Origin of the sequence: Paraburkholderia ginsengiterrae (genome assembly GCF_001645125.1) — a bacterium.
GTDB classification, from domain to species: Bacteria; Pseudomonadota; Gammaproteobacteria; order Burkholderiales; family Burkholderiaceae; genus Paraburkholderia; species Paraburkholderia ginsengiterrae.
The window spans coordinates 86,123-109,223 of the sequence record NZ_LXKA01000033.1 but is presented as its reverse complement, the minus strand read 5'-3'; the positions used below and the strand labels follow the sequence as shown (position 1 = coordinate 109,223).

Here is a 23,101-nt window from a genome sequence, read left to right as displayed (position 1 = left end):
CAGGCGCCCGCAAGATGGAGGAGACACATGCTGAAGAATATCGATCCGTTGCTCAACCCCGATGTGCTGTACGCACTCTGCGCGATGGGTCACGGCGACGAAGTGGTCGTCTGCGACGCGAACTTCCCCGCGGATTCCGTCGCCCGGCAAACCGTGCTGGGCAAAGTGCTGCGGCTTGACGGCGCCAACGCACCGCGCGCCATTCGCGCGGTGCTGTCGGTCCTGCCGCTCGACTCGTTCGTCGATCATCCGGCAGAACGCATGGAAGTGGTCGACGATGCCGATGCCTTGCCTGCCGTGCAGCGTGAAGCGCAGCGCGAAGTCGATCATGCGGAAGGACGTTCGATGCCGTTCGCGTCGATCGAGCGCTTCGCGTTCTACGAGCGGGCAAAAAAGGCGTACTGCGTGATTGCCACGGGCGAAGCGCGCGGCTATGGCTGCTTCATCTTCAAGAAGGGTGTCGACCTCGCTCCCGATGCGCCCAACGCCGCGGAGGGTTCACGATGAGCGTCGTCATTCTCGGCATCTATGTGACCGATCTCAGCTTCCGCGCGAGCCGGATGCCGGCGCTTGGCGAAACGATTGCCGGCACCTCGTTCGCGATGGGCCCGGGCGGCAAGGGATCGAACCAGGCAGTCGCTGCCGCGCGAGCCGGCGCGGACGTCGTGTTCTGCACGCGCATCGGCGGCGACGCATTCGGTGAGATCGCGCAATCGACGTGGGCCGCCGAAGGCATCACGTCGCGCGCGACAGTGGTCGACGACATGGCAACGGGCGCAGCCCATATCTACGTCGATGACGTCACAGGCAGCAATGCGATCATCGTCGCGGCCGGCGCGGCCGGCACGCTCGGCCCCGCCGACGTCGAGGCGATCGAGGCCGACATAGCAAAGGCGAAGGTGTTCGTCACGCAACTGGAGCAGCCGGTCCCGGCGGCGAAGCGCGGTCTCGAGCTCGCGCGCCGCCATGGCGTGACGACCGTGTTCAACCCCGCGCCGGCCGTGCCGTTCGATGACGACATGTTCCCGCTGTGCGACTACATCACGCCGAACGAAACCGAAGCGACGGCGCTCACGGGCGTGCCGATCGAAACGCTCGACGATGCCCGTCGTGCGGCCGACATCCTGCTGTCGAAGGGCGTGCGCGCGGTGATCGTGACGCTCGGCGAAGCGGGTGCGTTACTGCACACGCGCGAGCTTTCGGAGCACGTGCCCGCATTCGATTGCGGCCGTGTGGTGGAAACCGCCGGCGCAGGCGACGGCTTTGCTGGCGGCCTCGCCGCGGCACTGTCGCGCGGCGATTCTCCGCTCGACGCGGTGCGCTTCGGCTGCGCGCTGGCGAGCCTGTCGGTCACTCGGGCGGGCACCGCGCCGTCGATGCCGACGCTCGACGAAATCAACGCGGTACTAGGCGCGCACGCTGCGCTCGCGGCTCAATCATGAGCGGCCTGAACATGACATCCTGGTCGTCCCGGTTCAGGGACAGGCAACTGAACTTCCTGGTTGGCGTGAACCTGCTGATCGTAATCGTCGCGACGGTGCTGTCGCACGGACAGTTCGTCGACATGGACAACCTCCAGTCGATGGGCGGCCAGTTGCCGGAACTCGGGCTGCTCGCACTCGGCATCATGCTGTCGATGGTGTCGGGCAACGGCGGCATCGACCTGTCGGGCGTCGCGCTTGCGAATCTGTCCGGCATGGTCGCAGCAATGCTGTTACCGCATCTTGTCTCCGCCGACGATTCGCCCGCGCTCTACACGGCGGTGTTCACCGCGATCGTGCTGGCGATGGGTGTGCTCGGCGGCGTACTAAACGGGATCGTGATCGCGCGCCTGCGTCTCACGCCGATCCTGTGCACGCTTGGCACGTCGCTATTGTTCACCGGTATCGCTGTCGTATTGAGCAACGGCGCGTCGGTACGGGTCGAATACGTCGATCCGTTGTCGGCGATCGGCAACGGCACGTGGTTGCAGATTCCGATCTCGTTCGCGATCTTCGTCGTGACCGTGCTCGTGCTCGGCTGGGTGTTGAGACGCACGCCGTTCGGTCTGCGTCTGTTCCTGATGGGCACCAATCCGAAAGCGGCCTTCTACGCGGGCATTCCGCGCACGCGGATGCTTGTCATCACGTATGGCCTGTGCGGCGTGCTGGCGTCGCTCGCCGGTCTGATCAGCGCGACGCATACGTCGAGCGCAAAGTGGGACTATGGCAACTCGTATCTGCTGATCGCGATCTTGATCGCGGTGATGGGCGGCGTGAATCCGTCAGGCGGCTATGGACGAATTGTCTGCGTATTCCTCGCCGCGACGGCGCTGCAATTCCTGTCGAGCCTGTTCAATCTGCTAGGCGTATCGCAGTTCTTCGGCGATTGTGCGTGGGGCTTCCTGTTGCTTGCGTCGCTGGCGTTTGCGGGCGGTGAACGGGTTCGCACGATCTTCGGCATTGGCGGCGCGCGAGCCGCGCCCAACGTGCCGCGGCCGCCCGCGTCGACGGGACGTTAGATTCAACTCTTCCTTCATGTGCAGCACATTCGAACCATACAGGAGACATCGCATGAAACTGAATCGACTTGCTATCGCTGCCGCAGGCGCCGCTCTCGCGGCGGGCGCGATCTTCACGGCGCAAGCCGCGACTAACGAGACGATCGTCACGGTCGTCAAGGTGACCGGCATCAACTGGTTCAACCGGATGGACGAAGGCGTCAAGGAGTTCGGCAAGGACAACCCGGGCATCAACGTGTATCAGACAGGTCCCGGTCGCGCTGACGCCGCGCAGCAACTGAAGATCGTCGAGGACCTGATCGCGAAGAAGGTCACGGCGATCGCTGTCGTGCCGTTCGACCCGCCGACGCTGGAACCCGCGTTGAAGAAAGCGATGGATCGTGGCATCAAGGTCGTCACGCATGAAGCGGACAACGAGAAGAACACGATGGTCGACATCGAAGCGTTCGACAACACCGCATACGGCGCGGGTCTGAACGAACGTCTGGCGAAATGCATGGGCCAGCAGGGCAAATGGGCAGTGCTGGTGGGTTCGCTCGGTAGCCGTTCGCAGGTGCAGTGGGCCGACGGCGGCATCGGTAATGCAAAGCAGAAATACCCGAAGATGGACCTCGTCGAGCCGAAGCTCGAAACCAATAACGACGGGGAACAGGCGTACAAGGTCGCGAAAGAGGTGCTGCGCAAGCATCCGGACCTGAACGGCTTCCAGGGCTCGTCGTCGCTGGATGTGATCGGCATTGGCCGCGCGGTCGAAGAAGCGGGCAAGGTCGGCAAGATCTGCGTGTACGGCACGGGCCTGCCGACCGAGGCTGGCAAGTTCCTTGAAAGCGGTGCAGTCAACGGCATCGCGTTCTGGGATCCGAAGCTCGCCGGCATCGCGATGAACAAGGTCGCGCAGATGCTGGTCGCCGGCAAAACGGTGGAGAACGGCGCGGACCTCGGTATCGTCGGCTATAACAAGGTGACCGTCAGCAAGGGACCGGGCAAAGGCATCATCGTGCGCGGAGCAGGCTGGGTCGACGTCGACAAGACGAACTACAAGCAGTATCCGTTCTGATGTGCGGCGGCGCGCGCCGTGCACCGTGCACCGGCGCGCGCCGCCTTCAACACTGCAGGTGAACATGAGTCAGGCACCGCTTCTCGAAGTCGTCGATATCCATAAGCACTTCACCGGCGTGTATGCGCTGCGTGGCGTGAGTCTGCAGTTCGAGCGCGGGCAGATCTACCATCTGCTCGGCGAGAACGGTTGCGGCAAGAGCACGCTGATCAAGATCATCTCGGGCGCGCAACCGCCCGACCAGGGCGAACTGGTGATCGAAGGCACGCGGCACGCGCGCCTGTCGCCTTTGGAGGCGCTGGCCGCGGGCGTCGAGACGGTCTATCAAGACCTGTCGCTGCTGCCCAACATGAGCGTAGCGGAGAACATCGGTTTGACGGTCGAACTTGCTGGGCATAACGGCCGCCTCACACGGACCTTCGATCGCAAGGCGCTCGCGAAGACCGCGGCCCGCGCGCTCGGGGCAGTCGGTTTGCCCGGTGACGCCGAATTTCAGCGCACTTTGATCGAACAGTTGCCGCTCGCGACACGCCAGCTGATTGCAATCGCGCGGGCGATCGCAAGCGAAGCGCGCTTCGTGATCATGGACGAGCCAACCACGTCGCTGACGCAAAAAGAGGTCGATAACCTGATCGCGGTGCTCGCGAAGCTGCGTGCGGAAGGTGTCGCCGTACTGTTCGTGAGCCACAAGCTCGACGAGTGCTTTGCGATCGGCGGCGAGGTGATCGTACTGCGCGACGGCCAGAAGATGGCCCAAGGCCCGATCGCCAACTTCACGAAAGCACAGATCAGCGAACTGATGACGGGCAAGCATCTGTCGACCGAGCGGTATCGCCAGGTCGCCGGTACCGATGCGCATGACGCGATACTCGAAGTCAAGGCGCTCAGCCGCCGCAACCAGTTTGCCGATGTCTCGTTTTCGCTGCATCGCGGCGAGATTCTCGGCGTGACCGGCCTGCTGGATTCGGGCCGCAATGAACTGGCGCGTGCGCTGGCTGGCGTGAGTCCCGCGGATGCGGGCACCGTGACGCTCGATGGCAACCTCGTCCGGTTGCGCACGCCGTCCGATGCGAAGGCGCAGCGGATCGGCTACGTACCCGAGGATCGCCTCAACGAAGGCCTGTTTCTCGACAAGCCGATCCGCGACAACGTCATTACCGCGATGATCTCAACATTGCGCGACCGCTTCGCACAGATCGACCGGCGCCGCGCGCAGGAACTGGCTGAGCGCACGGTTAGGGATCTGCAGATCGCGACGCCCGACGTCGACAAGCCCGTTCAGTCGCTGTCCGGCGGCAACCAGCAGCGCGTGCTGATTGGCCGCTGGCTCGCAATCGATCCGCGCGTCCTGATTCTGCACGGGCCAACGGTAGGCGTCGACGTCGGGTCGAAGGACATCATTTACCGCATCATGCAGCGTTTGTCGGAGCGGGGTATCGGCATCATTCTGATCAGTGACGACCTGCCCGAACTGCTACAGAACTGCGACCGCATCCTGATGATGAAGAAAGGTCGCGTTGCCGCCGAATACCGTGCCGATCAACTCGACGAGGCCGGCCTGTATCACGCACTTCTTTCCGAGGCCGCCTGACTCACGTGAACAGCAATCTCATGAACGAATCCCTTCAGTCCGCTTCGCATCCCGAGACGGCAGCCGCAGTGGAGGCTATCGCGCCGAGCGTGCGCAAGCTCGACATGCACACGCGTCTGATGCGCAACCCCGAATGGTTCACCGTCGCGCTGCTCGTGCTGACGTGTCTGATTGTCGGGGCGATCAATCCGCGCTTCTTCCAGTACGCGACGCTGTTCGACCTGTTGCATTCGGCGACCACGATGTCGATCTTCGCGATGGGTACGCTCGTGGTGCTCGCGTCGGGCGGCATCGACGTGTCCTTCACCGCGATTGCCGCGTTGACGATGTATTCGCTGACGAAGGCCGTCTTCGCGTGGTGGCCCGATGCGCCGTTCGTGCTGATCCTGCTTGCCGGTGCATTGGGCGGTACGGCGCTCGGCGTCGTGAACGGGATGCTGGTGCATCGGCTCAAGGCGCCTTCGCTGATCGTCACGATCGGCACCCAGTACCTGTTTCGCGGCGTGTTGCTGACCTTTGTCGGCACTCAGTTCTTCATGAACATTCCGCACAGCATGGACCGGTTCGGCCAGTTGCCGTTGTTCTTCTACACGACTGCCGATGGGCTTCGTGCCGTCTTGCCGATGTCGGTCATTGCATTGGTCGTGACCGCACTGCTGACCTGGTGGCTGCTCAACCGCACGATGATGGGCCGCGGCGTGTATGCGATCGGCGGCAGTTTGCCGATTGCGGAGCGGCTTGGCTATAACGCGCGTGCGATCCAGTTGTTCGTATTCGGCTATACGGGCATGCTCGCGGGCGTGGCTGGCATTCTGCATGTATCGACGAACCGGCTTGCGAATCCCTTCGATCTGGTCGGCACCGAACTTGATGTGATTGCTGCCGTGATTCTGGGCGGCGCGCGCATTACCGGCGGCACGGGGACCGTGATAGGCACGTTGCTCGGCGTGGCGCTCGTCACGCTGATCAACAGCGTGCTGATCCTGATTGGCGTGCCGAGTACCTGGCAAAAGGCAATTATCGGCGCCTTCATTCTCATTGCCGGGACGTTGTTCGCGCTCGGGCGGAGGGGCTGACAGCAGGAGAAGAACCGCGTTGCGGCTGGCGGCCGCAACGCGTTTAGAGGTTCAATTCGGCTGGCGCTTTCGCACCGTTTGCCCCACTTCGGTCACGATCGAATCGAACTCATCGAGTTGCGAAAACCGCACTGCCTTGACCTTGCCGAGTTTGCTCTGATCGACCACCAGATGACGTTCGACGGCGCTCGCCATCGCCGCCTGTTTGATAGCCACTTCGTGAAAATTCCAGCAGGTCACGCCACGCACCTCGTCAACGCCGCCGGCCGATAGAAAGGCCTTGTTGATCCCCATTCGCCGCAACGTCTGGATGCTGTCTTCGCTCGCAAACGAATCCGACGACGGCATATACTCCCCGCCCAGCAATATCATCCGCACGTTCGGTTTGCGCCGCAAAACTTCCGCGACGTTCAGCGAATAACACACCACCGTCAGATGCATGTCGGCGGCGATCAGGCGTGCGAGCGTGACGAGCGTTGTCCCGCAGTCGATGAAGATGGTCTCGTCGTTCGCGAGCAGACTTGACGCGATAGCGGACGCTTCCGCCTTTGCCTGCGCAAAGTGGTCTTTTTCGTGTTCGATGGTGTAGCCCGCGGCGTTGGGCACGTCGTTGGCGCTGACGATGTAGCCGCCCAGATAGATGAACTGACCCGGCGTCGCGGCAATGTCGCGACGCACGGTCATCTCGGAGACCTGAAGCAGGGTAGCGGCATCGCGCAGATGCAGGATACCTTGTGATTTCAAGGTATCGGCAAGAAGGCGCAAGCGATCGATTTTGGCCATCTGGCGGGGGCGTATCGGGCGCTGGAGAAAGATCACCCGAACGTTAGAATGGAGTCATGAGATGAAAGAATTATAACAACGCATATTGGCGACATGCGTCGCGACCCTCAAATATTCTGTTGTTTCGCTTAGAGCGAAGCAAATTTGTCAGTCGCCGGCATGACGCTGGCGTGGAAAAGGAAGCGTTAAAAATCTTGGGTCCGTAGCTCCGATGTCACCTCGAACTGCTTCGATAACCCGGCAGCTTCGCGTGGCACTGGTTTCCTTGGCGGCTCGTATCTCGCCAGTCGTTCGACAAGGTCACCGTTGATCACAACACACCGGACCTGGGCAAGCAGATGAGTTCCGATCGGCGACCGGTGCATTTGTTGACGCTTGCACATGCGCAGATTGAGCACCTGATTGACCGCGGACTCGGCCGTGGCGGTGGAGATATAGTTGGCACGACGAAGTCGTGCGCCGTAGTTCATCGTCGACCCGCCATTCGCTTCGACGTATTCAACAAGCTATCGAGTCCGATACTCAAGTTGCGCCAGACTCTCTGCAATCCCAGGCGTTTCAAGCACGATCGTCCGACAGGGGATCAGGATGCTCTGCATCCGAGTTTTCGCCTTCTCCAGCTTGGCGTGCCAGAAGCACCAGCGCAGTTTGTGAACGCGGGAGATCAGCACACGTCGGACGGCGTTTTCCGGTTCCGTCCGCGCACGCATGGCCTTGATGATCTGCTCGAGATACGTCACACGCATAGATATATGGAACCAGTCCAGGACAGGTGTGGAAGAAAACGGCGACCGACAGGCGATTCACTGCAGGCCATTGGCACCAGCGATGATGAACGACAGTTTCGGCCGATCGCTTCCCGACGCGGCTTTCACAAGGGTGGTGAGCCGCTCCGCACTATCCGGCAACCGATATCTCACGAACGCGAATACGCGCGAAGTCTGGTCTTTGGCGGTCAGTTGTCCCGTTAGAACCTCAAAGCTCGAACATTTTGATTTGCATTGTCTCCCAAACGGATCCTCCGTCGATGGTCAGCGTCCCCCCGTCTCTTCGTTCGTGGTGCGACATGCAGCCGGCTGTACCGCCTCGATGCGCACACCCGCCCGTAGCGCTCCGTTTCGCATGCTCACATGGTTCAATGTTTCACGCACAGGCAGGAACTCACGCACCATGGTGACCACTTGGCGATACGGCATCTGTGCCGAGACCCTGGGGTCAAGCAACAGCAGCTCAGCGGTCGCCTGCGCCGGGATGAATTCGGTCATCGGACTATAGGGATACTCCAAGCGAAAGGGCGGCTCGCACGGACGGCAAATGATCCGGGCACTGAGCAGGGGCACGGTATCAAAGACCGTAGTCAAGCTATCGGATGGTTGCCGCTACTCGTCGTCCCAGTTTGATATACAGCTTGACTGCGCGGATGCGGTCTTCGTATGAATACATGAACTACCTCCAGGTAGTCCAAGATTTTGTCTGCATCCCCAGAATTCGTTTGTCACTCACCACACCCTGTCACTTCTGTTGGATGCGATGTGCCGAGTGGTAACATTTGTTGTCATCCTCATCGGCCGCTCACCCGGTACATCCGCATGCCAGACAGTTTCGACCAGCTCGCCGCCCTGATCCGGGCGCGCTTCTCCGAACTGAGTCCGCAGTTCCAGATGGGGGCGGGCTTTTTGCTCGACCATCCCGACGAGGTCGCGGTCTCGTCCATGCGTAAAGTGGCCGAGCGGGCCCAGGTGCAACCGGCATCGCTCGTGCGTCTGTCGCAGCAACTCGGTTTCCCCGGCTGGAACGAATTGCGCAACCTGTTCGTCGCGCGCGTGCGCACGCGGCCCGAACCGCTCACGAGCCGCGCGCGGTCGCTGGTCAAATCGAAAGACGCGCTCGCTAACGACCTGCTGGTGGCGCAACAGCACAATCTCGAGGTGACCGCCGCCCATAGCGGCCGCGTGATCGTGGAAGCGGCGCGGCTCTTGCGGCGCGCGCCGCATGTGCATGTGGCGGGATTCCGCTCCTGTTATGCGGTGGCATTTGGCCTCGTGTACGGCTACCGGCTGTTCCGGTCGTCCGTTTCCTTGCTCAACGGCGAGGCCGGCACGCTGGAAATGCAGTTGCGCACGCTCGAGCGCGACAGCGCAACCATCGTGATCAGTTTCGCGCCGTACTCCGTGGAAGCGGCACGCGTGGCCGAAGCGGCTCTGGAAAAGGGCAGCAAACTGATCGCGATTACCGATAGCGCCGTCTCGCCCATCGCGCTGAATGCCGACAAGGTGCTGATCTTTTCGCATGAGAGTCCGTCGTTTTTCCCGTCACTGGTGGCGGCCACCGCCATTGCCGAATCGCTGGTCGCGCATCTGCTCGCGCTGGAAGGGGGCGACGCGGTCGAGCAACTCGCGATCGCCGAGCAGGCGCTGCACGCGAAGGGCGCGTACGTGCCTTGAACGTTCCGGTGCAAATGAGCTGAGACAGGGCGCAAGGGAAGCGGGGCAGCTTCAATTGAATCCGCATGGCGCCATTTGACAACAAATGTTGTTTAGAAGTATAAATGCGTACCGATTGTTGAATGGGTGCGAGCCGTGGCGTCTAAGCAGGATTTGAGTCTCTTTCAGGTAAGCGGCGAGCCGTATGACATCGGCTACCGGTTGGGCGAACTCGCGAAACCGGTGTTCGCCGATTACGTGAATCAGAGCAGCGCGTGGCGGGCTGTTCAGCGATGGCGCGGCGCGCCGTTCGTGCAATCCTTGCGCGACGCGGCGCGGGTCGATTTTCCGGCGCTGCTGGCCGAACTCGACGGCATGGCGGCAGGCTTGGGCTGCGCGGCGGAAGACGTGTTTCTCTGGAATTGCCGTGGCGAGTTGATTCACAACGCGCCGGACGGTTGCACCACGCTGGCGGCCGTGGAGGGCGACGCGCGCTTCATCGCGCATAACGAAGACGGCGATCCCTTTCTGCGTGAGCGCTGCGCGCTGGTCGAGGTCCGGCCTGTGGGCAAACCCGGCTTCGTGAGTTTCTACTACCCAGGGTCATTGCCGGGTCATACCTTCGCGGCAAGCCACGCGGGTATCGTGCAGGCAATCAACAACCTGCGCATCCGTGTGCCCGCTGCCGGCGTGCCGCGCATGATTCTCGCGCGTGCCGTGCTCGACGCGGGCTCGCTCGACGAGGCGCTAACCATCCTGCGCGATACGCCCGCTGCGAGCGGCTTTCATCACACGCTCGGTGCCGCGGGCGACGCACGATTGTTCAGCGTCGAAGCCACAGCGCAGCGCTGTTCCGTGCAAACCGTGCCGAGGCTTGCGGGCCACGCGAACCACATGATTCACCCGGGCTGCGAAGCCGAGGCGCAAATCGTCACCGACTCCTCGCATGACCGCCAACAGCGGGTGGAAGCTTTGCTTCCCGCGCTGGCACGTCCATTGCGGCCCGCCGCGTTGCTCGGTGTATTGCATGATCGCGCGCCGTCGGGATTGCCGATCTACCGCGACGACCCGCTCGATCCGGACGACGAAAACACCCTTGCCACCGCGCTCTTCGAAATCGGCCCGTCCGGCGTGTCGATGCAAGTCTACCGGCAAGGGCAGTGCGCATTCGACACGTATATCGCCCGCACGGCGTCCGAGCCGTCCGAGCCTTCCAATCCAACCCGCGCCTGACCGGCTGCCGCCACTACCAGGAAACCCGCATACCATGACCACCGTTTTTCATCGTTCACCGAAGCAGCGGCTGCCGGTTGCCGTCGCGGGCGACGGCATCGAACTGATCGATTCCACCGGCAAGCGCTATATCGACGCGTCCGGTGGTGCCGCCGTTTCGTGTCTCGGCCATAGCAACCAGCGCGTGATCGAGGCGATCAAACGGCAGGCGCAGCAATTGCCTTACGCGCATACCTCGTTTTTTACCACCGAGCCGGCCGAGGAACTCGCCGACCGCCTTGTGGCGAGCGCGCCGAACGGGCTCGAACACGTGTACTTCGTGTCGGGCGGATCAGAGGCGATCGAAGCCGCGCTGAAGCTGGCGCGGCAATACTTCGTTGAGAAGGGCGAACCGCAACGCCGCCATTTCATTGCGCGTCGCCAGAGCTATCACGGCAACACGCTGGGCGCGCTGGCGATCGGCGGCAATGCGTGGCGCCGCGAGCCGTTCCTGCCGATCCTGATCGAAGCGCATCACGTGAGTCCGTGTTACGCGTATCGCGAGCAGCGCGCCGGTGAATCCGATGAGGCATTCGCACAGCGTCTCGCCGACGAACTCGAGCAGAAGATTCTCGAGCTCGGCGCCGACACGGTTGCAGCGTTCGTCGCGGAAACGGTGGTCGGCGCGACGGCGGGCGCGGTGCCGCCGGTGCGCGAGTACTTCCGCAAGATTCGCGCGGTGTGCGATCGCTACGGCGTGCCGCTGATTCTCGACGAGATCATGTCGGGCATGGGCCGCACCGGCTATCTGTACGCCTGCGAGGAAGACGGCGTGGCTCCGGACCTGCTGACCATCGCCAAGGGTCTCGGCGCGGGCTACCAGCCGATCGGCGCGACCCTGGTGAGCGACCGGATCTATCAGACGATTGTCGGCGGCTCGGGCTTCTTTCAGCATGGCCACACCTATATCGGTCACGCCACGGCCTGCGCCGCGGCGCTCGAAGTGCAACGCGTGATCGCCGAGGACAACCTGCTGCCGAACGTGCTGGCGCGCGGTGAACAGTTGCGCGGCCGGCTGCGCGAGCACTATGCGCAGCATCCGCATATCGGCGACGTGCGGGGACGCGGGCTATTCGTGGGCGTGGAACTGGTCAAGGACCGCGCCACTAAGACGCCGTTCGACTCCGGCCTGAAACTGCACGCGGCAATCCGGCGCGAAGCGTTCGCGCGCGGATTGATGGTGTACCCCATGGGCGGCACGGTCGACGGCCGGGTCGGCGATCATGTACTGCTGGCGCCGCCGTTCATCTGCACCGCGCGCGATATCGACGAGATCGTCAGCCGCCTCTCGGACGCGATCACTGGCGCGCTGGCCGCGGCCTGATAAATTCGACACCACCACGAGCAGCGAGAACGACAATGACCGAGCCGCGTTTGCCTCAATTCGACTTATCCAGCGCCACGCCCGAGCAGAAGGCGGTGCTGGACGAGATTCTGTCCGGCCCGCGCGGCAATCTGAACGGCCCGTTTCTCGGCTGGATTCATAGCCCGGAACTGGCGCAGCAGGCGCAGCGTCTGGGCGCGTTCTGCCGCTACCGGACCGGCTTGCCGCTGCGCCTGTCGGAACTGGCGATTCTGGTGACCGCGGCGCGCTGGCAGGCGCAGGCGGAGTGGTACATCCATTACCCGATCGCGCTGGAAGCCGGCGTGGCCGAAGCGGATGCCGAGACGATCCGCCAGGGGCGGCGCCCGGCGTTCACCAACGCGGACGACGCATTGATCCACGACTTCGCGAGTGAACTGTACGAGACCAAACGCGTCTCGGACGCGACGTATGCGATGGCGGTCGAACGCTTCGGGCTGCAGGTGGTGATCAACCTGGTGGGCCTGCTTGGCTACTATGCGCTGGTGGCGATGACGCTGAACGTATTCGATATGCGGGCGGTGGGACAGGCGAGCTTGCCGTTCGCCGAGTAGTAGCGCCTGAGTGGCGCCCTGGAGGCGCGTGCGGAGCGGTCTTACCTTTTACGTTGCTGCCATGCAAAGCGCCCCGGTCGCGAGTGTCGCAACCGGGGCGCTTTGTTTACTGCGGCTGCACCCTGGCCTGCGGTGCGCTGACTAAAGCGGCGACGACGTGCGGCAACGACGTCGCCGCTTGTGGCCTGGCTTATGGCCTGATTACTGGCCGCGATACGTCGAGAACAACTGCTGCTGCACCGTGACCGGGGCGCCAGCATCCCACGAAGTCGCCTTCGCGCCGCCCACGTCCTGCGAACCCTGCGACACGGCCGCCACTGCGACAGCGTTTTGCGGCACGGTCTTCGGATAGTTGACGTCGTTCTGGTTCAGCAGGCCCGCTTGCTGCGCGCTCACCAGTTCGGCGCGAACCTGCGCGCGCGTCACCGCACCATTCGCCTGCTGGGCGAACGAAACAGCCGGAACGATCAGAGCGGATGCGACAACCACGGCGGAAATAAGCGACTTCATGATGACCTCCAGTATTCGATTGTTGATGAGACCGGGTTGATTGCTGTGTCCCGATCTGTTGAGGCGAGTCTATTTGTTACGAGGTCAGTGATAAAGCCGCTTTTCCATGAAAGATTATTACCGTTTTTGATATGATTTTCGGCGAGCTTTCAGTTTCGAACGATTCCTGGCACCGTCACGGCGCTGGCACAGGGAAGCGCCTATGATGAGGGTCCGGTCCACGCCAGCGCCTGTAGCACCGCGCGTGATACCCCGAAAGAAGCTCTTGGGGACTTCGACCGATGCCTGAACCGCAAACCATCCGGGCGGGACCATTGCGGCGGGGCATCCCGTTTGATCGTGAAGCGCGCGAAGCAGGGCACATCAGGAGAAGAGCGATGAAGCGCAAGGCATCGGCAGTCTGGCAAGGCGGCCTGCAAGACGGCAAAGGCTCGATTTCTACCGACAGCGGCGTCCTCAAGGAGACCCAATACTCGTTTTCGACACGCTTCGCGGACGGCATCGGCACGAATCCGGAGGAGCTGATCGCGGCTGCGCACGCGGGCTGTTTCTCGATGGCGCTCTCGGCGGAATTGGGCAAAGCCGGCATCACGCCTGAGCGTATCGCCACGACTGCCGCCGTTACGCTCGATAAGGACGGCGGCGGCTTCACGATCACCGCGGTGCATCTCGACGTCGCCGTGAAGATCCCCGGCGGCGACAAGGCCGCTTTCGAAAAAGCGACGGCCGACGCCAAGGCGGGTTGCCCGGTATCCAAGGTACTGAACGCTACGATCACGATGGACGCGAAACTCGAAACCTGAGATCGCGTATTTTCACAGGACATCGGCGGTACCAGGCCGGCGTGCGGATGAGAACCGCCGTCGGCTTTTTTGATTTCGGCGGGCGTGAATGAGCTTGCAGTTGGCGGAGTGGGCGGCCGCCTGACCAGAAGATGGAGCCTTGCTGACGCGCTGATGACCTTTGTGCCATACGCACGCCTGTCTGTCAGACGACGCCGCGCTGGTCGCCACGGCGCGCGTAGGCTTCGCGGCTCACGTGAGCCGCAACGTGGCCACGGACGGCTGCACGTACGACTTCGATCAGCGCGACGCGATGCGTTCCCGCGCCGGGAGGTGGGCACGGTGACCGGCATGGCGGGGTGCGTCGCCGGTATCGGCAATCTGGCTTTTACGCTCATGATCGGCGGGCTGGTCAGCAAGATCGGCTACACGCCGTTCTTCATTGCGCTCGGTTTTGGCGATCTGATCGGCGCCACCGTGCTGTGGACGGTGGTCAAGCCGGCGAAGCCGCGGCCGCTCGAGCCGCTTGCCGGCGAGGCGAGCGCCTGATCGGGCGAGTGGAAACTGCGCGCAGCCTACGAAAACTCGTCTTGCTTTCTTGAACGGTTAGTCATAATATCCATCCCATGAAGCGAACAGGCGATACGAAGCAATCCGCGAAAAAGGCGGGCGAGGTGTGCGTGCGGGGCCGGCCGCGCGAGTTCGACACGGCAACCGTGTTGGCGAGTGCGAGCCAGGTGTTCTGGAACCGCGGCTACCACGCCACCTCGATCGACGACCTGTGCAAGGCCACCGGAGTCCTGCGTGGCAGCTTGTATGGGGTATTCGGCGACAAGCACGGCATCCTGCTGGCCGCGCTGGACCATTATGCGGAAGGCTCGGTCGCTCGCCTCGCCGAGCGGCTGAACGCGCCGGTGCCGCCTGAAGAGGCGCTGCGCAATGCGTTGATGCATTACGCGCGGGTCGCCTGTGCGCTGACCGGCGAGCGCAGCTGTTTCATTACAAATACCACGCTGGAAATGCAGTCGGGCGACGAAGAAGTGCGCGCCCGCGTCGCTGCGATTCACCGCCGCATGGCAACGCTGCTGGCGGCCTCTGTGATTCGTGGCCAGGCGAGCGGCGCGTTCAATTCCACGCTCGACGAAAAGGCCGTCGGCGCTTTTCTGCTTTGCGTGATGCAAGGCCTGCGCGTGCTGGGGCGGGTCGCTCACGAGGAAGACGCGCTAGTCGGGGTCGTGGACGTCGCCATGCGCGCGCTCGTCTAAATTTTTTTGCCGATTTATTGAACGATCAGTCATGAACAATGAAGCGATCAAGTCCGCTGCGGCGGCATTTGTTGGACCGAGGCGCGCCGCGGCCTGTGCGGTGAGCAGTCCGGCGGCGGGGCCGGGCATCGCATCCGCGAAGGTGACGGCTACGGCCGCCAACGCCACGCCGCGCTTCGAGCGGCAGGGGCTCGCGCTGGCGGTGCTGTTTGTCGGGGCGTTTCTCGCGCCACTCGACTATTTCATCGTCAACCTCGCGCTGCCTTCGATTCACACAGGCTTGAACGCGAGCGACGCGCAGTTGCAACTCGTCGTGTCCGCCTATGCATCGGCGTATGCGGTGCTGCTGATCACGGGCGGGCGCCTCGGCGACCTGTTCGGCCGCCGCCGCATGTTCATGACGGGGCATGGCGGGGTTCGTGGTGGCATCGGCCTTGTGCGGCTTCGCCACCAGCGGCCACATGCTGGTGATTTCGCGGATCGTGCAAGGCATCGCGGCCGCGGTGATGGCGCCGCAGGTGCTCGCGACCATCCGCGCGGTCGTGCCGCTGCATCAGCAGACCAAGGTGATGAGCCTGTACGGCTTCGTGTTCGGGCTGTCGTCGATCGTGGGGCAACTGGGCGGCGGCGCGCTGATTACGTATCACCCGTTCGGGCTCGACTGGCGCATCATTTTCCTGATCAATATTCCGATCGGCATTGCCGCGTTTATCGGCACATGGAAGTTCGTGCCGGAGAATCAGCCGGCCACGCGCACCGGCATCGACGTGAAGGGCGTGGCGCTGCTGTCCGCCGTGCTGCTGCTCGACATCTACCCGATGACGCACGGCCGCGAAGCTGGCTGGCCGGCGTGGACTTTTGCGATGTTCGCACTCGCCGTGCCGGTGTTCGCGCTCTTCGTGATGACCGAAATGCGCGTGGAGCGCGGCGGCGGCCATCCGCTGGTGGATTTGCAATTGTTCCGCAATCGGGCTTTTGCACTGGGTCTCGTGCTCGCGTTCCTGTTCTACTGCAACAGCGCGTTTTTCCTGACTTACGGCATCTTTCTGCAAACCGGTCTGCACTGGACGCCGCTCGCGTCAGGCATTGCGATCATGCCGTTCGCCATCGGCTTCGTAGTCGGACCGCTGACGTCGCCCGCCGTGGTCAAGCGCATCGACGGCCACGTGCTCACACTAGGTTTTTCGATGATGACGGCCGGCTTTATCGTCACAGGCTGGTCCGCCACGCAGGCAGCCGCGCCGGATCTGCTGTTCTATTGCGGCCTTGTGTGCGCGGGCGTCGGTCATGGCTTGCTGCTGCCGTCGATCATGCGCATCGTGCTGCAAGAGGTCGTGCCGGAGAAGGCAGGGCTGGCGTCGGGCGTCATTTCGTCGACGCTGCAGATCGGCTCGGCATTCGGCACGGCGGCCATTAGCGGCGCCTTCTTCGGCGCGATCGGCGGGCGGGCGGCGCCGGGCGTGTATGCGCACGCGTTCCAGATCAGCCTTGCGATCAACGCGGTGCTGATGTTCGTATGTATCGGCTTGAGCGTGCTGCTCGTCCGGCATCAGCGGTTGGCACGGCGCCACGCGACGCAGCCGGTTTGAAAATCCGGCGCCGGTAATCGTTTTCAACAGGCGCTGCTGGAAAACCATTATGCGTTTGACGCAAAACTGATTTTCGGATCTCGTGTATTCGCCGGTGATTCAGCCGTTCATAGGTAACTCAATTTTTGAGCGGCTTGAAATAAACCCGAAAGCTTTTCGCCCCAGCTTTAGATGTGACAAATACGGTTCGCATTTTCTACTGATTGCGCCCGCGAGTCGAAGTAACTCTTTCGATCGTGCGGTGCCGCACAGAAGGCCCGCTGGTCATGCATTGCAGGGTTTTCCCTGTTTTGTTCGCCATCGGCCGGAACGTGAAAGCGATTCCAGTGCTGATGAAAACGGTATCAATAAAAAGCACTTGCGGCGATTAAATTCGATTGTTAATCTGGCTTCTCTTTTAGAGTTTTCCTTCAGCAAGGCTAAAGTCGAGAAACATGGCGCAATGACTTAAAAACGCACAACGTGACGTAGAAACGCACAACGGCTCCATAGGGGATAAATATGCTGACCGCTACCATTGACGCACTCCAGACCGCACCCGCCGCCCAGTTCAGTGTCGGCGACGTCGTCACGCTGAAGGAAGGGGGCTCGCGCATGACGGTCACGTATGCGGGCCCGGTGGCGCTCAATCCCGGCGAGTGGCTGATTTGCGAATGGTTCGACGAGCAAGGCGAATTGCGCCGCGAGATGTTCTCTCCCGCCAGCGTGCGCGCCGAGCCGCGTTCGATCCCCGCCGGCTCGGTCATGTGGAGCCGCATGGGCCGTGCGGCCTGAGCGGCGTGTTGCCGCTCCGGGCAGATCCCGGTCTGACAATCCGCATTATTTTTCCGGACGATTCCGCCCGGTGGCGCGGCGTTGCACGCGCACCATTAGCGCGGACGAAAACGCTCGCATACTGACGAGCTTGCGCTTTTCCACCACCTCACCCGCGATGTTCTTCGGCGGGTTCGGCTGCAGCGACCAGTAGAGCGCGAGCAGCCAGCCAAAACCGGTCCAGCCAAGACAGGCATTGAAGAGCGCCAGCGTCAGCACGTCGTGGCGCTTGCGGCGGTCCGCCAGAATGGCCGGCAGAAAATACAAAGGCAGGGCAATCAACGCGGCGATTGCCTGAACCAACACAGTGCCACTCATGAACCCGTTCCCGTTATCCGACGTATGCGGTAATTGTCGCGCGATTGCCCTATTTTCGCAGCCTGGGGCCTAACGGGAGTATCGGTTGCCGCGCGGCGGTGATGGCGGCGGCGCGCGGGAGATGGGCAGCGAGGGGTTCAGTCGGCATCACATCGGGTCTATCATGGCCGTTTCTACCGAAAAGAACCCCCACGGAACACCATCATGATCTCCGACGATACGACCCAAAAGGCTCGCAGCATCAACCAGGACACGCTACGTGAATTCGTGGACCGCAAGTGGAACGACGAGATAGTGCCCGCGCTCACGGACTACATCGCGGTGCCGGCCAAGAGTCCGGCATTCGATCCTGAGTGGGTCAAGCACGGCTATCTGGAGCGCGTGGTCGCCGACGCCGCGCAATGGGCCGAGCAGCAGCCCGTGCGCGGCCTGAAGCTCGAAGTGATTCGTTTGCCGGGCCGCACGCCGGTGATTTTCTTCGAGTCGGCCGCGACCCGTTCCGGCAGCGAAGAAACCATCGTGCTGTACGGCCACCTCGACAAGCAGCCGGAATTCGACGGCTGGCGCAACGACCTCGGGCCGTGGACGCCGAAACTCGAAAACGACAAGCTCTATGGCCGCGGCGGCGCCGACGACGGCTACGCGATCTACGCGAGCATCACCGCGCTCGCCGCGTTGGACGCGCAAGGCGTCGAGCGTCCGCGTTGCGTCGGCCTGATCGAAACCTGCGAGGAGTCGGGCAGCTACGACCTGCTGCCGTATGTCGACGCATTGCGCGAGCGGCTCGGCAAGGTCGGGCTCGTCGTGTGTCTCGATTCGGGCGCGGGCAACTACGATCAGCTGTGGCTCACCACGTCGCTGCGCGGGCTGGTCGCCGGCGACCTCGAAGTGCAGGTGCTCGACGAAGGCATTCACTCGGGTGGCTACGGCGGTATCGCGCCGTCGAGCTTCCGCATCATGCGGCAACTGTTCGACCGCCTCGAAGACGCCGCCAACGGCACGCTGCTGCCGAAGGGCTTCCACTGCCCAATCCCGGCGGACCGTCTGCGCGAAGCGGAAGCGACCGCGCAGATTCTCGGCGACGACGTCTGGAAGAAGCTGCCGTGGGCCTGCGGCCAGGACGGCCGCCAGGTACTGCCCACCACGACCGATCCGCAAGAAGCGCTGCTCAATTCGACGTGGCGTCCGTCGCTCTCGGTGACCGGCGCGGCCGGGCTGCCTGCGCTGGCCGACGCCGGCAACGTGCTGCGTCCGCGCACGGCGTTCAAGCTGTCGCTGCGCCTGCCGCCGCTGATCGAAGCCGAGAAGGCGGTTGCCGAGCTGAAGGCGCTGCTCGAATTCGATCCGCCGTACAACGCGAAAGTGACCTTCAAGCCAGACGCAGGCGCGGCAAGCGGCTGGAGCGCGCCCGACCTTGCACCGTGGCTTGCCACGGCGCTCAACGACGCATCGCGCGAACACTACGGCGCTGACGTCGCGTACATGGGGCAGGGCGGCACGATTCCGCTCATGAACGTGCTGAAGGCGGGTTTCCCGAAGTCGCAGTTCATGGTGTGCGGCGTGCTCGGACCGAAATCGAATGCGCACGGACCGAACGAATTCCTGCACATACCGTATGGCAAGAAGCTGACGTCCGCAGTGGCCCAGGTCATCGCCGCCGCGCCGTAAGCGCGGGTTCGCGGGTTCGTCAGTCGTGAAGGACGCGGGCGCCAAACAGCGCCCGCGTCTTTATGCAAAATAGATAAATTACCGATTAGTCGGCCAATCAGAAAAAATTACATTCGCCGGGCATATTTTCGATTGCATTAACTAATCGAATTCTATTTCTGTCGCGCTCAATTCCAGCAAGAAATTCATTTCCGGCCGCAGGTGCGTTGCCACTCGTCGTGCGCACATTGGTGGGCTAATTTCGCCCATTTTCGGTGCGCAAGCGTTTGCGCTTCGCTTATCTCTCGCGCAAGCGCGTCCCCTCTCTGGAGCGTTTGCTGGCGGGGCTTTGAGCGCGGCTTGCATTGTTCTGTTGGTTACCCCGCTCCCATCCGAATCCGGTCTGCCTTAGGCTCGCATTGCAATGCCAGTGTTTAACCTCAAAAGGACCGTTCAAAATGAATCTGCATAACCATCACGCCTGCCGTCCCTTCCTCGAAGCCGGTAATCTTTCCCAAATTTCCGCGTACTACGAAGAAGGCCGCAATGTCATGTGGATGATGTTGCGGGCGCAGCCGCGTCCCTGTTTCAATCTCGACCTGGTGCACGACATTCTGGAACTCGCGCAGGCAGCACGAGAGTCAGGCTTGCCAATCGACTTCTGGGTGACCGGTTCGTTGATTCCCGGCATGTACAACGTCGGCGGGGATCTGGATTTTTTTGCTGAGGCGATCCGCTCCGGCAGGCGCCATGAGCTGATGGCTTACGCGCGGGCCTGTGTCGATTGCGTACACGCGGCGGCGCGCGGTTTCGATACGGGAGCGATTTCGATCGCGATGGTGGAGGGCACGGCACTCGGTGGGGGCTTCGAGGCCGCGCTCGCGCATCATTATCTGCTCGCGCAGAACGACGCGCGCATGGGTTTCCCGGAGATCGCCTTCAACCTGTTTCCGGGCATGGGCGGCTATTCACTGGTGGCGCGCAAAACCGGCATGCGGCTCGCCGAGGAACTGATCGGCATGGGGGAATCGCACACCGCCGAATGGCACTACGGCAAGGGGCTGGTCGATCAGCTGTTCGAACCGGGCGAAGGCTACGTCGCGACGCGCACGTTCATCGATACCCTCAAGCCGAAGATGAACGGCATCCGTGCGATGTTGCGGGCGCGCCAGCGCGTGCTGCAACTCTCGCGCGCGGAGCTGATGGAGATTACCGAGGACTGGGTGGAAGCCGCCTTCTCGATCGAGGAGAAGGATCTCGCCTTCATGGAGCGGCTGGTCACGCTGCAGAATCGCCGGACCTCGAATATGCGTCAGACGGCGCTCACCACGGCGAATTTCGCCTGAGCTTACCGGCTTCGAGCGCGGCGGTTGGCAAGTGAGTGGTCTATCGAGGGGCTTTCCCGCGGGACGCGCGGAAGCTCAGGCAATCAGCCTGAGCTTCTGCCTGTCCAGCAACCAGCGTTCGAACTCAGGCGCGGGCATGGCCTGACCGTACAGGTAGCCCTGCACGTAGTCGACCCCCAGGCCCTTCATGAACACTTCTTCCGATTCAGTCTCGATGCCTTCGGCGACCACCTTGAAGTTCAGTTCCTGCGCGACCGCCACCATGGAGCGAACGAGGGCTTGCGCTTTGGTGTCGGCATTGATGGAGCGCACGAAACTGCGGTCGAGCTTGATGACGTCGAGCGGAATGCGCCCGAGTTGCGACAGCGACGAGTAGCCCGTGCCGAAGTCGTCCAGATGAACCTGGGCGCCCAGTTGGCGGAACTGCTTGATCAGTTCGATCGCCGCCGCTTCGTCTTCGATCAGGCAGCTCTCGGTCAGTTCGAGGTCGATCAGGCACGGCGCGAGACCGGCGCGCTGCATCGCCTCGCTGAAATGGCGGACCACGGCCGTATCGACCAGCTGCCGCGCCGACACGTTGATCGCGATGCGCAAGTTATAGCCGTCGGCTTTCCATTTGGCGGCCTGCCTCGCGGCGGTTTCCATGACCCAGCGGCCCAGCACGCCTATCAGACCAGACTCTTCGGCATAGCGAATGAACTCCACTGGCATGATCTGCCCGCGCTCCGGCGAATTCCAGCGCACCAGCGCTTCGGCGCCTTGCACCACGCCGGTGGCAAGCGAGAGCTTGGGCTGGTAGTGCAGGGTGAGCTGGCCCTCTTCGATACCGCGCCGCAGGTTGGTGTCGAGCCACATGTACTCGGCGACCTTGCGGTTCATTTCCGGCGAGAACACGCGGTGCGTGCGCTTGCCTTCGTCTTTGGCGACGTACATGGCCGTGTCGGCCGAACGGATCAGCGACTCCAGGCTGTCGCCATGTTCCGGATACCGTGCGATGCCGATCGAGCAGCCCGTGTAGACCTCGACCAGGCCGAGGCTGAACGGTGTGCGCATGCGCTCGAGAATACGCTGCGCGGTGGCCTCGAGTTCGTGCGCGGTGCCCTTCGCTGCGAGCACGATGAATTCGTCGCCGCCGAGGCGCGCCAGTGCGTCGCCTTCGTTCAGGCAACTGCTGATGGCCGTCGACACGTCGCGAATCAGGCGGTCGCCGAATACGTGGCCGTAGTGATCGTTGACCTTCTTGAAGTTGTCGAGATCGAGGAACAGCACGCCGACGGTTTCGCCCGGCGCGGCCTCTTCGATGGCGGCGCGGATCTTGTCCTGGATCGCGTTGCGATTCGCGAGGCCGGTGAGCGAGTCGGTGTTGGCGAGTTCGGTGAGTCGTTCCTGGGCGAGCCGTTCCTCGGTGATGTCCGTGCCTGAGCAGATCAGATATTGTTCGTCGACGCCGCTGCCGCTGCGCACGAACTTGTTGCGGAACAGGAAGAGCCGCTCGCCATGCACCGTTTTGACGCGCCGCTCGACTTCGTATGACACGCCGCGATTGAAGAAGCCCGCGATGTTCTGGCTGGAGGCGGCGCCGTCTTCGCTGGACATGAACAGCGCCCACACGTTGCGGCCAACGATGTTCTCTTCCTTGACGCCGGTGAGCTCCTCGGCGAGCCGGTTGAAGCGCTGTATCCGGCCATGCCGGTCGACGATCACCACAACCGAATTGACTTCGGAGACGACTTGTTCGGCGAACGAAAGACCGTTGACGAGATCGCGGGCCACCGATTCGGTGTCGTCATAAGCCGAGGCCGTGCCGGCCCAGGTGTTGCTGTTGATCTTTCTGCCGACCAGGTGCAGGCGCAACGGTTCGCCGAACATCCGCACGTCGAGAACGAGATGCGAAGTGACACCGGTGAGGCAGCGGATTTGCGAGGCCTGTTGAGGATTCAGCGGAATGGCGACATTAACCGGCACGTCACCGGTTACGGGCGTGAGCTCGAGCGCATTGCTGTCGTTGGACAAACGCCAGCATGGGCTGCTTGTGCCGAACTGGGCAAAAAGCACCTGATCGTGTTGGTCGTCGTTCATGAAATCCCCGGGCCGTGTATGCCGGTGACAGCCGTCGAGGCGAAGTCGGCATACAGTCTTCATCATACTTAAGACTGTCTCATTGTAACGAAGCGGCCGAAAATCGGGCCTATAAAGATTAACGGTCAGTAAT

The 23,101-nt window shown here is 62.5% G+C and carries 20 protein-coding genes and 2 pseudogenes; 17 read left to right on the top strand and 5 right to left on the bottom strand.

Annotation, left to right across the window (positions count from 1 at the left end; translation table 11 throughout):
* The first annotated feature begins 27 nt into the window (after positions 1-27).
* The 6 genes from A6V37_RS02580 to A6V37_RS02555 all read left to right on the top strand — a co-directional run bounded on the left by A6V37_RS02580 (position 28) and on the right by A6V37_RS02555 (position 6,224).
* Positions 28-507, top strand: coding sequence for an RbsD/FucU family protein (locus A6V37_RS02580; RefSeq protein WP_064265860.1), 480 nt, complete (start codon positions 28-30; stop codon positions 505-507).
* Positions 504-1,442 carry a ribokinase gene (rbsK, locus tag A6V37_RS02575; RefSeq protein WP_064265861.1) on the top strand — a complete coding sequence of 313 codons (939 nt, stop codon included), beginning with the start codon at positions 504-506 and terminating at the stop codon, positions 1,440-1,442. Before A6V37_RS02580 ends, rbsK begins: the two co-directional genes overlap by 4 nt.
* 11 nt (positions 1,443-1,453) lie before the next feature.
* Positions 1,454-2,500, top strand: a complete 1,047-nt coding sequence (locus tag A6V37_RS02570) for an ABC transporter permease (RefSeq protein WP_100249343.1) — start codon at positions 1,454-1,456, stop codon at positions 2,498-2,500.
* Positions 2,501-2,552: 52 nt separating this feature from the next.
* Positions 2,553-3,557: a substrate-binding domain-containing protein gene (locus A6V37_RS02565; protein ID WP_064265863.1), complete on the top strand. Its 1,005-nt coding sequence runs from the start codon at positions 2,553-2,555 to the stop codon at positions 3,555-3,557.
* A 64-nt stretch (positions 3,558-3,621) separates the two neighbouring features.
* Positions 3,622-5,148, top strand: coding sequence for a sugar ABC transporter ATP-binding protein (locus tag A6V37_RS02560; protein WP_064265956.1), 1,527 nt, complete (start codon positions 3,622-3,624; stop codon positions 5,146-5,148).
* Between the two features lie 20 nt (positions 5,149-5,168).
* Entirely contained in the window at positions 5,169-6,224 is a 1,056-nt protein-coding gene (locus A6V37_RS02555; protein ID WP_064265864.1) for an ABC transporter permease, read from the top strand.
* Between the two features lie 51 nt (positions 6,225-6,275).
* On the opposite strand, the gene A6V37_RS02550 is transcribed toward A6V37_RS02555, so the two are convergent.
* Together A6V37_RS02550 and A6V37_RS39825 are read right to left on the bottom strand one after the other, a co-directional pair.
* The gene (locus A6V37_RS02550) at positions 6,276-7,007 is read right to left on the bottom strand and encodes a DeoR/GlpR family DNA-binding transcription regulator (protein ID WP_064285754.1); all 732 of its coding nucleotides are present in this window, start codon (positions 7,005-7,007) and stop codon (positions 6,276-6,278) included.
* Between the two features lie 217 nt (positions 7,008-7,224).
* A pseudogene (locus A6V37_RS39825) lies at positions 7,225-8,362 on the bottom strand (ISKra4-like element ISBte2 family transposase); the annotation flags it as partial.
* A gap of 234 nt (positions 8,363-8,596) precedes the next feature.
* Between A6V37_RS39825 and A6V37_RS02530 the strand changes: the two are divergent.
* From A6V37_RS02530 to A6V37_RS02515, 4 genes are all read left to right on the top strand, one after another.
* Positions 8,597-9,451 carry a MurR/RpiR family transcriptional regulator gene (locus A6V37_RS02530; protein ID WP_064265869.1) on the top strand — a complete coding sequence of 285 codons (855 nt, stop codon included), beginning with the start codon at positions 8,597-8,599 and terminating at the stop codon, positions 9,449-9,451.
* Between the two features lie 135 nt (positions 9,452-9,586).
* Complete coding sequence (locus A6V37_RS02525; protein ID WP_082904839.1) at positions 9,587-10,663, top strand: C45 family autoproteolytic acyltransferase/hydrolase; 1,077 nt, start codon at positions 9,587-9,589, stop codon at positions 10,661-10,663.
* A 34-nt stretch (positions 10,664-10,697) separates the two neighbouring features.
* Positions 10,698-12,026: an aspartate aminotransferase family protein gene (locus A6V37_RS02520; protein ID WP_064285752.1), complete on the top strand. Its 1,329-nt coding sequence runs from the start codon at positions 10,698-10,700 to the stop codon at positions 12,024-12,026.
* Between the two features lie 35 nt (positions 12,027-12,061).
* Entirely contained in the window at positions 12,062-12,619 is a 558-nt protein-coding gene (locus tag A6V37_RS02515) for a carboxymuconolactone decarboxylase family protein (protein WP_064265872.1), read from the top strand.
* A 201-nt stretch (positions 12,620-12,820) separates the two neighbouring features.
* On the opposite strand, the gene A6V37_RS02510 is transcribed toward A6V37_RS02515, so the two are convergent.
* Positions 12,821-13,129: a DUF4148 domain-containing protein gene (locus A6V37_RS02510; RefSeq protein WP_064265873.1), complete on the bottom strand. Its 309-nt coding sequence runs from the start codon at positions 13,127-13,129 to the stop codon at positions 12,821-12,823.
* Positions 13,130-13,506: 377 nt separating this feature from the next.
* Between A6V37_RS02510 and A6V37_RS02505 the strand changes: the two genes are divergently transcribed.
* The 5 genes and pseudogenes from A6V37_RS02505 (at position 13,507) to A6V37_RS02485 (ending at position 17,539) form a co-directional block, all read left to right on the top strand.
* The gene (locus A6V37_RS02505; RefSeq protein WP_064265874.1) at positions 13,507-13,932 is read left to right on the top strand and encodes an OsmC family protein; all 426 of its coding nucleotides are present in this window, start codon (positions 13,507-13,509) and stop codon (positions 13,930-13,932) included.
* 312 nt (positions 13,933-14,244) lie between these two features.
* Complete coding sequence (locus tag A6V37_RS02500) at positions 14,245-14,460, top strand: hypothetical protein (protein ID WP_064265875.1); 216 nt, start codon at positions 14,245-14,247, stop codon at positions 14,458-14,460.
* 77 nt (positions 14,461-14,537) lie between these two features.
* Complete coding sequence (locus tag A6V37_RS02495; RefSeq protein ID WP_064265876.1) at positions 14,538-15,176, top strand: TetR/AcrR family transcriptional regulator; 639 nt, start codon at positions 14,538-14,540, stop codon at positions 15,174-15,176.
* Positions 15,177-15,207: 31 nt separating this feature from the next.
* Positions 15,208-16,765: pseudogene (locus tag A6V37_RS02490) on the top strand (MFS transporter).
* Positions 16,766-17,266: 501 nt separating this feature from the next.
* Positions 17,267-17,539, top strand: a complete 273-nt coding sequence (locus A6V37_RS02485) for a YodC family protein (RefSeq protein WP_064265877.1) — start codon at positions 17,267-17,269, stop codon at positions 17,537-17,539.
* Positions 17,540-17,584: 45 nt separating this feature from the next.
* On the opposite strand, the gene A6V37_RS02480 is transcribed toward A6V37_RS02485, so the two are convergent.
* A complete protein-coding gene (locus A6V37_RS02480; protein ID WP_064265878.1) occupies positions 17,585-17,896 on the bottom strand; it encodes a superinfection immunity protein in 312 nt (103 codons plus the stop codon).
* 204 nt (positions 17,897-18,100) lie between these two features.
* On the opposite strand from A6V37_RS02480, the gene A6V37_RS02475 reads away from it, so the two are divergent.
* Complete coding sequence (locus A6V37_RS02475; protein ID WP_064285751.1) at positions 18,101-19,564, top strand: M20 family metallopeptidase; 1,464 nt, start codon at positions 18,101-18,103, stop codon at positions 19,562-19,564.
* 437 nt (positions 19,565-20,001) lie between these two features.
* Complete coding sequence (locus A6V37_RS02470; protein ID WP_064265880.1) at positions 20,002-20,889, top strand: crotonase/enoyl-CoA hydratase family protein; 888 nt, start codon at positions 20,002-20,004, stop codon at positions 20,887-20,889.
* Positions 20,890-20,964: 75 nt separating this feature from the next.
* On the opposite strand, the gene pdeR is transcribed toward A6V37_RS02470, so the two are convergent.
* On the bottom strand, positions 20,965-22,968 hold the full coding sequence (gene pdeR, locus A6V37_RS02465) for a cyclic di-GMP phosphodiesterase (RefSeq protein ID WP_064265881.1): 2,004 nt from the start codon (positions 22,966-22,968) through the stop codon (positions 20,965-20,967).
* Positions 22,969-23,101: the final 133 nt, after the last annotated feature.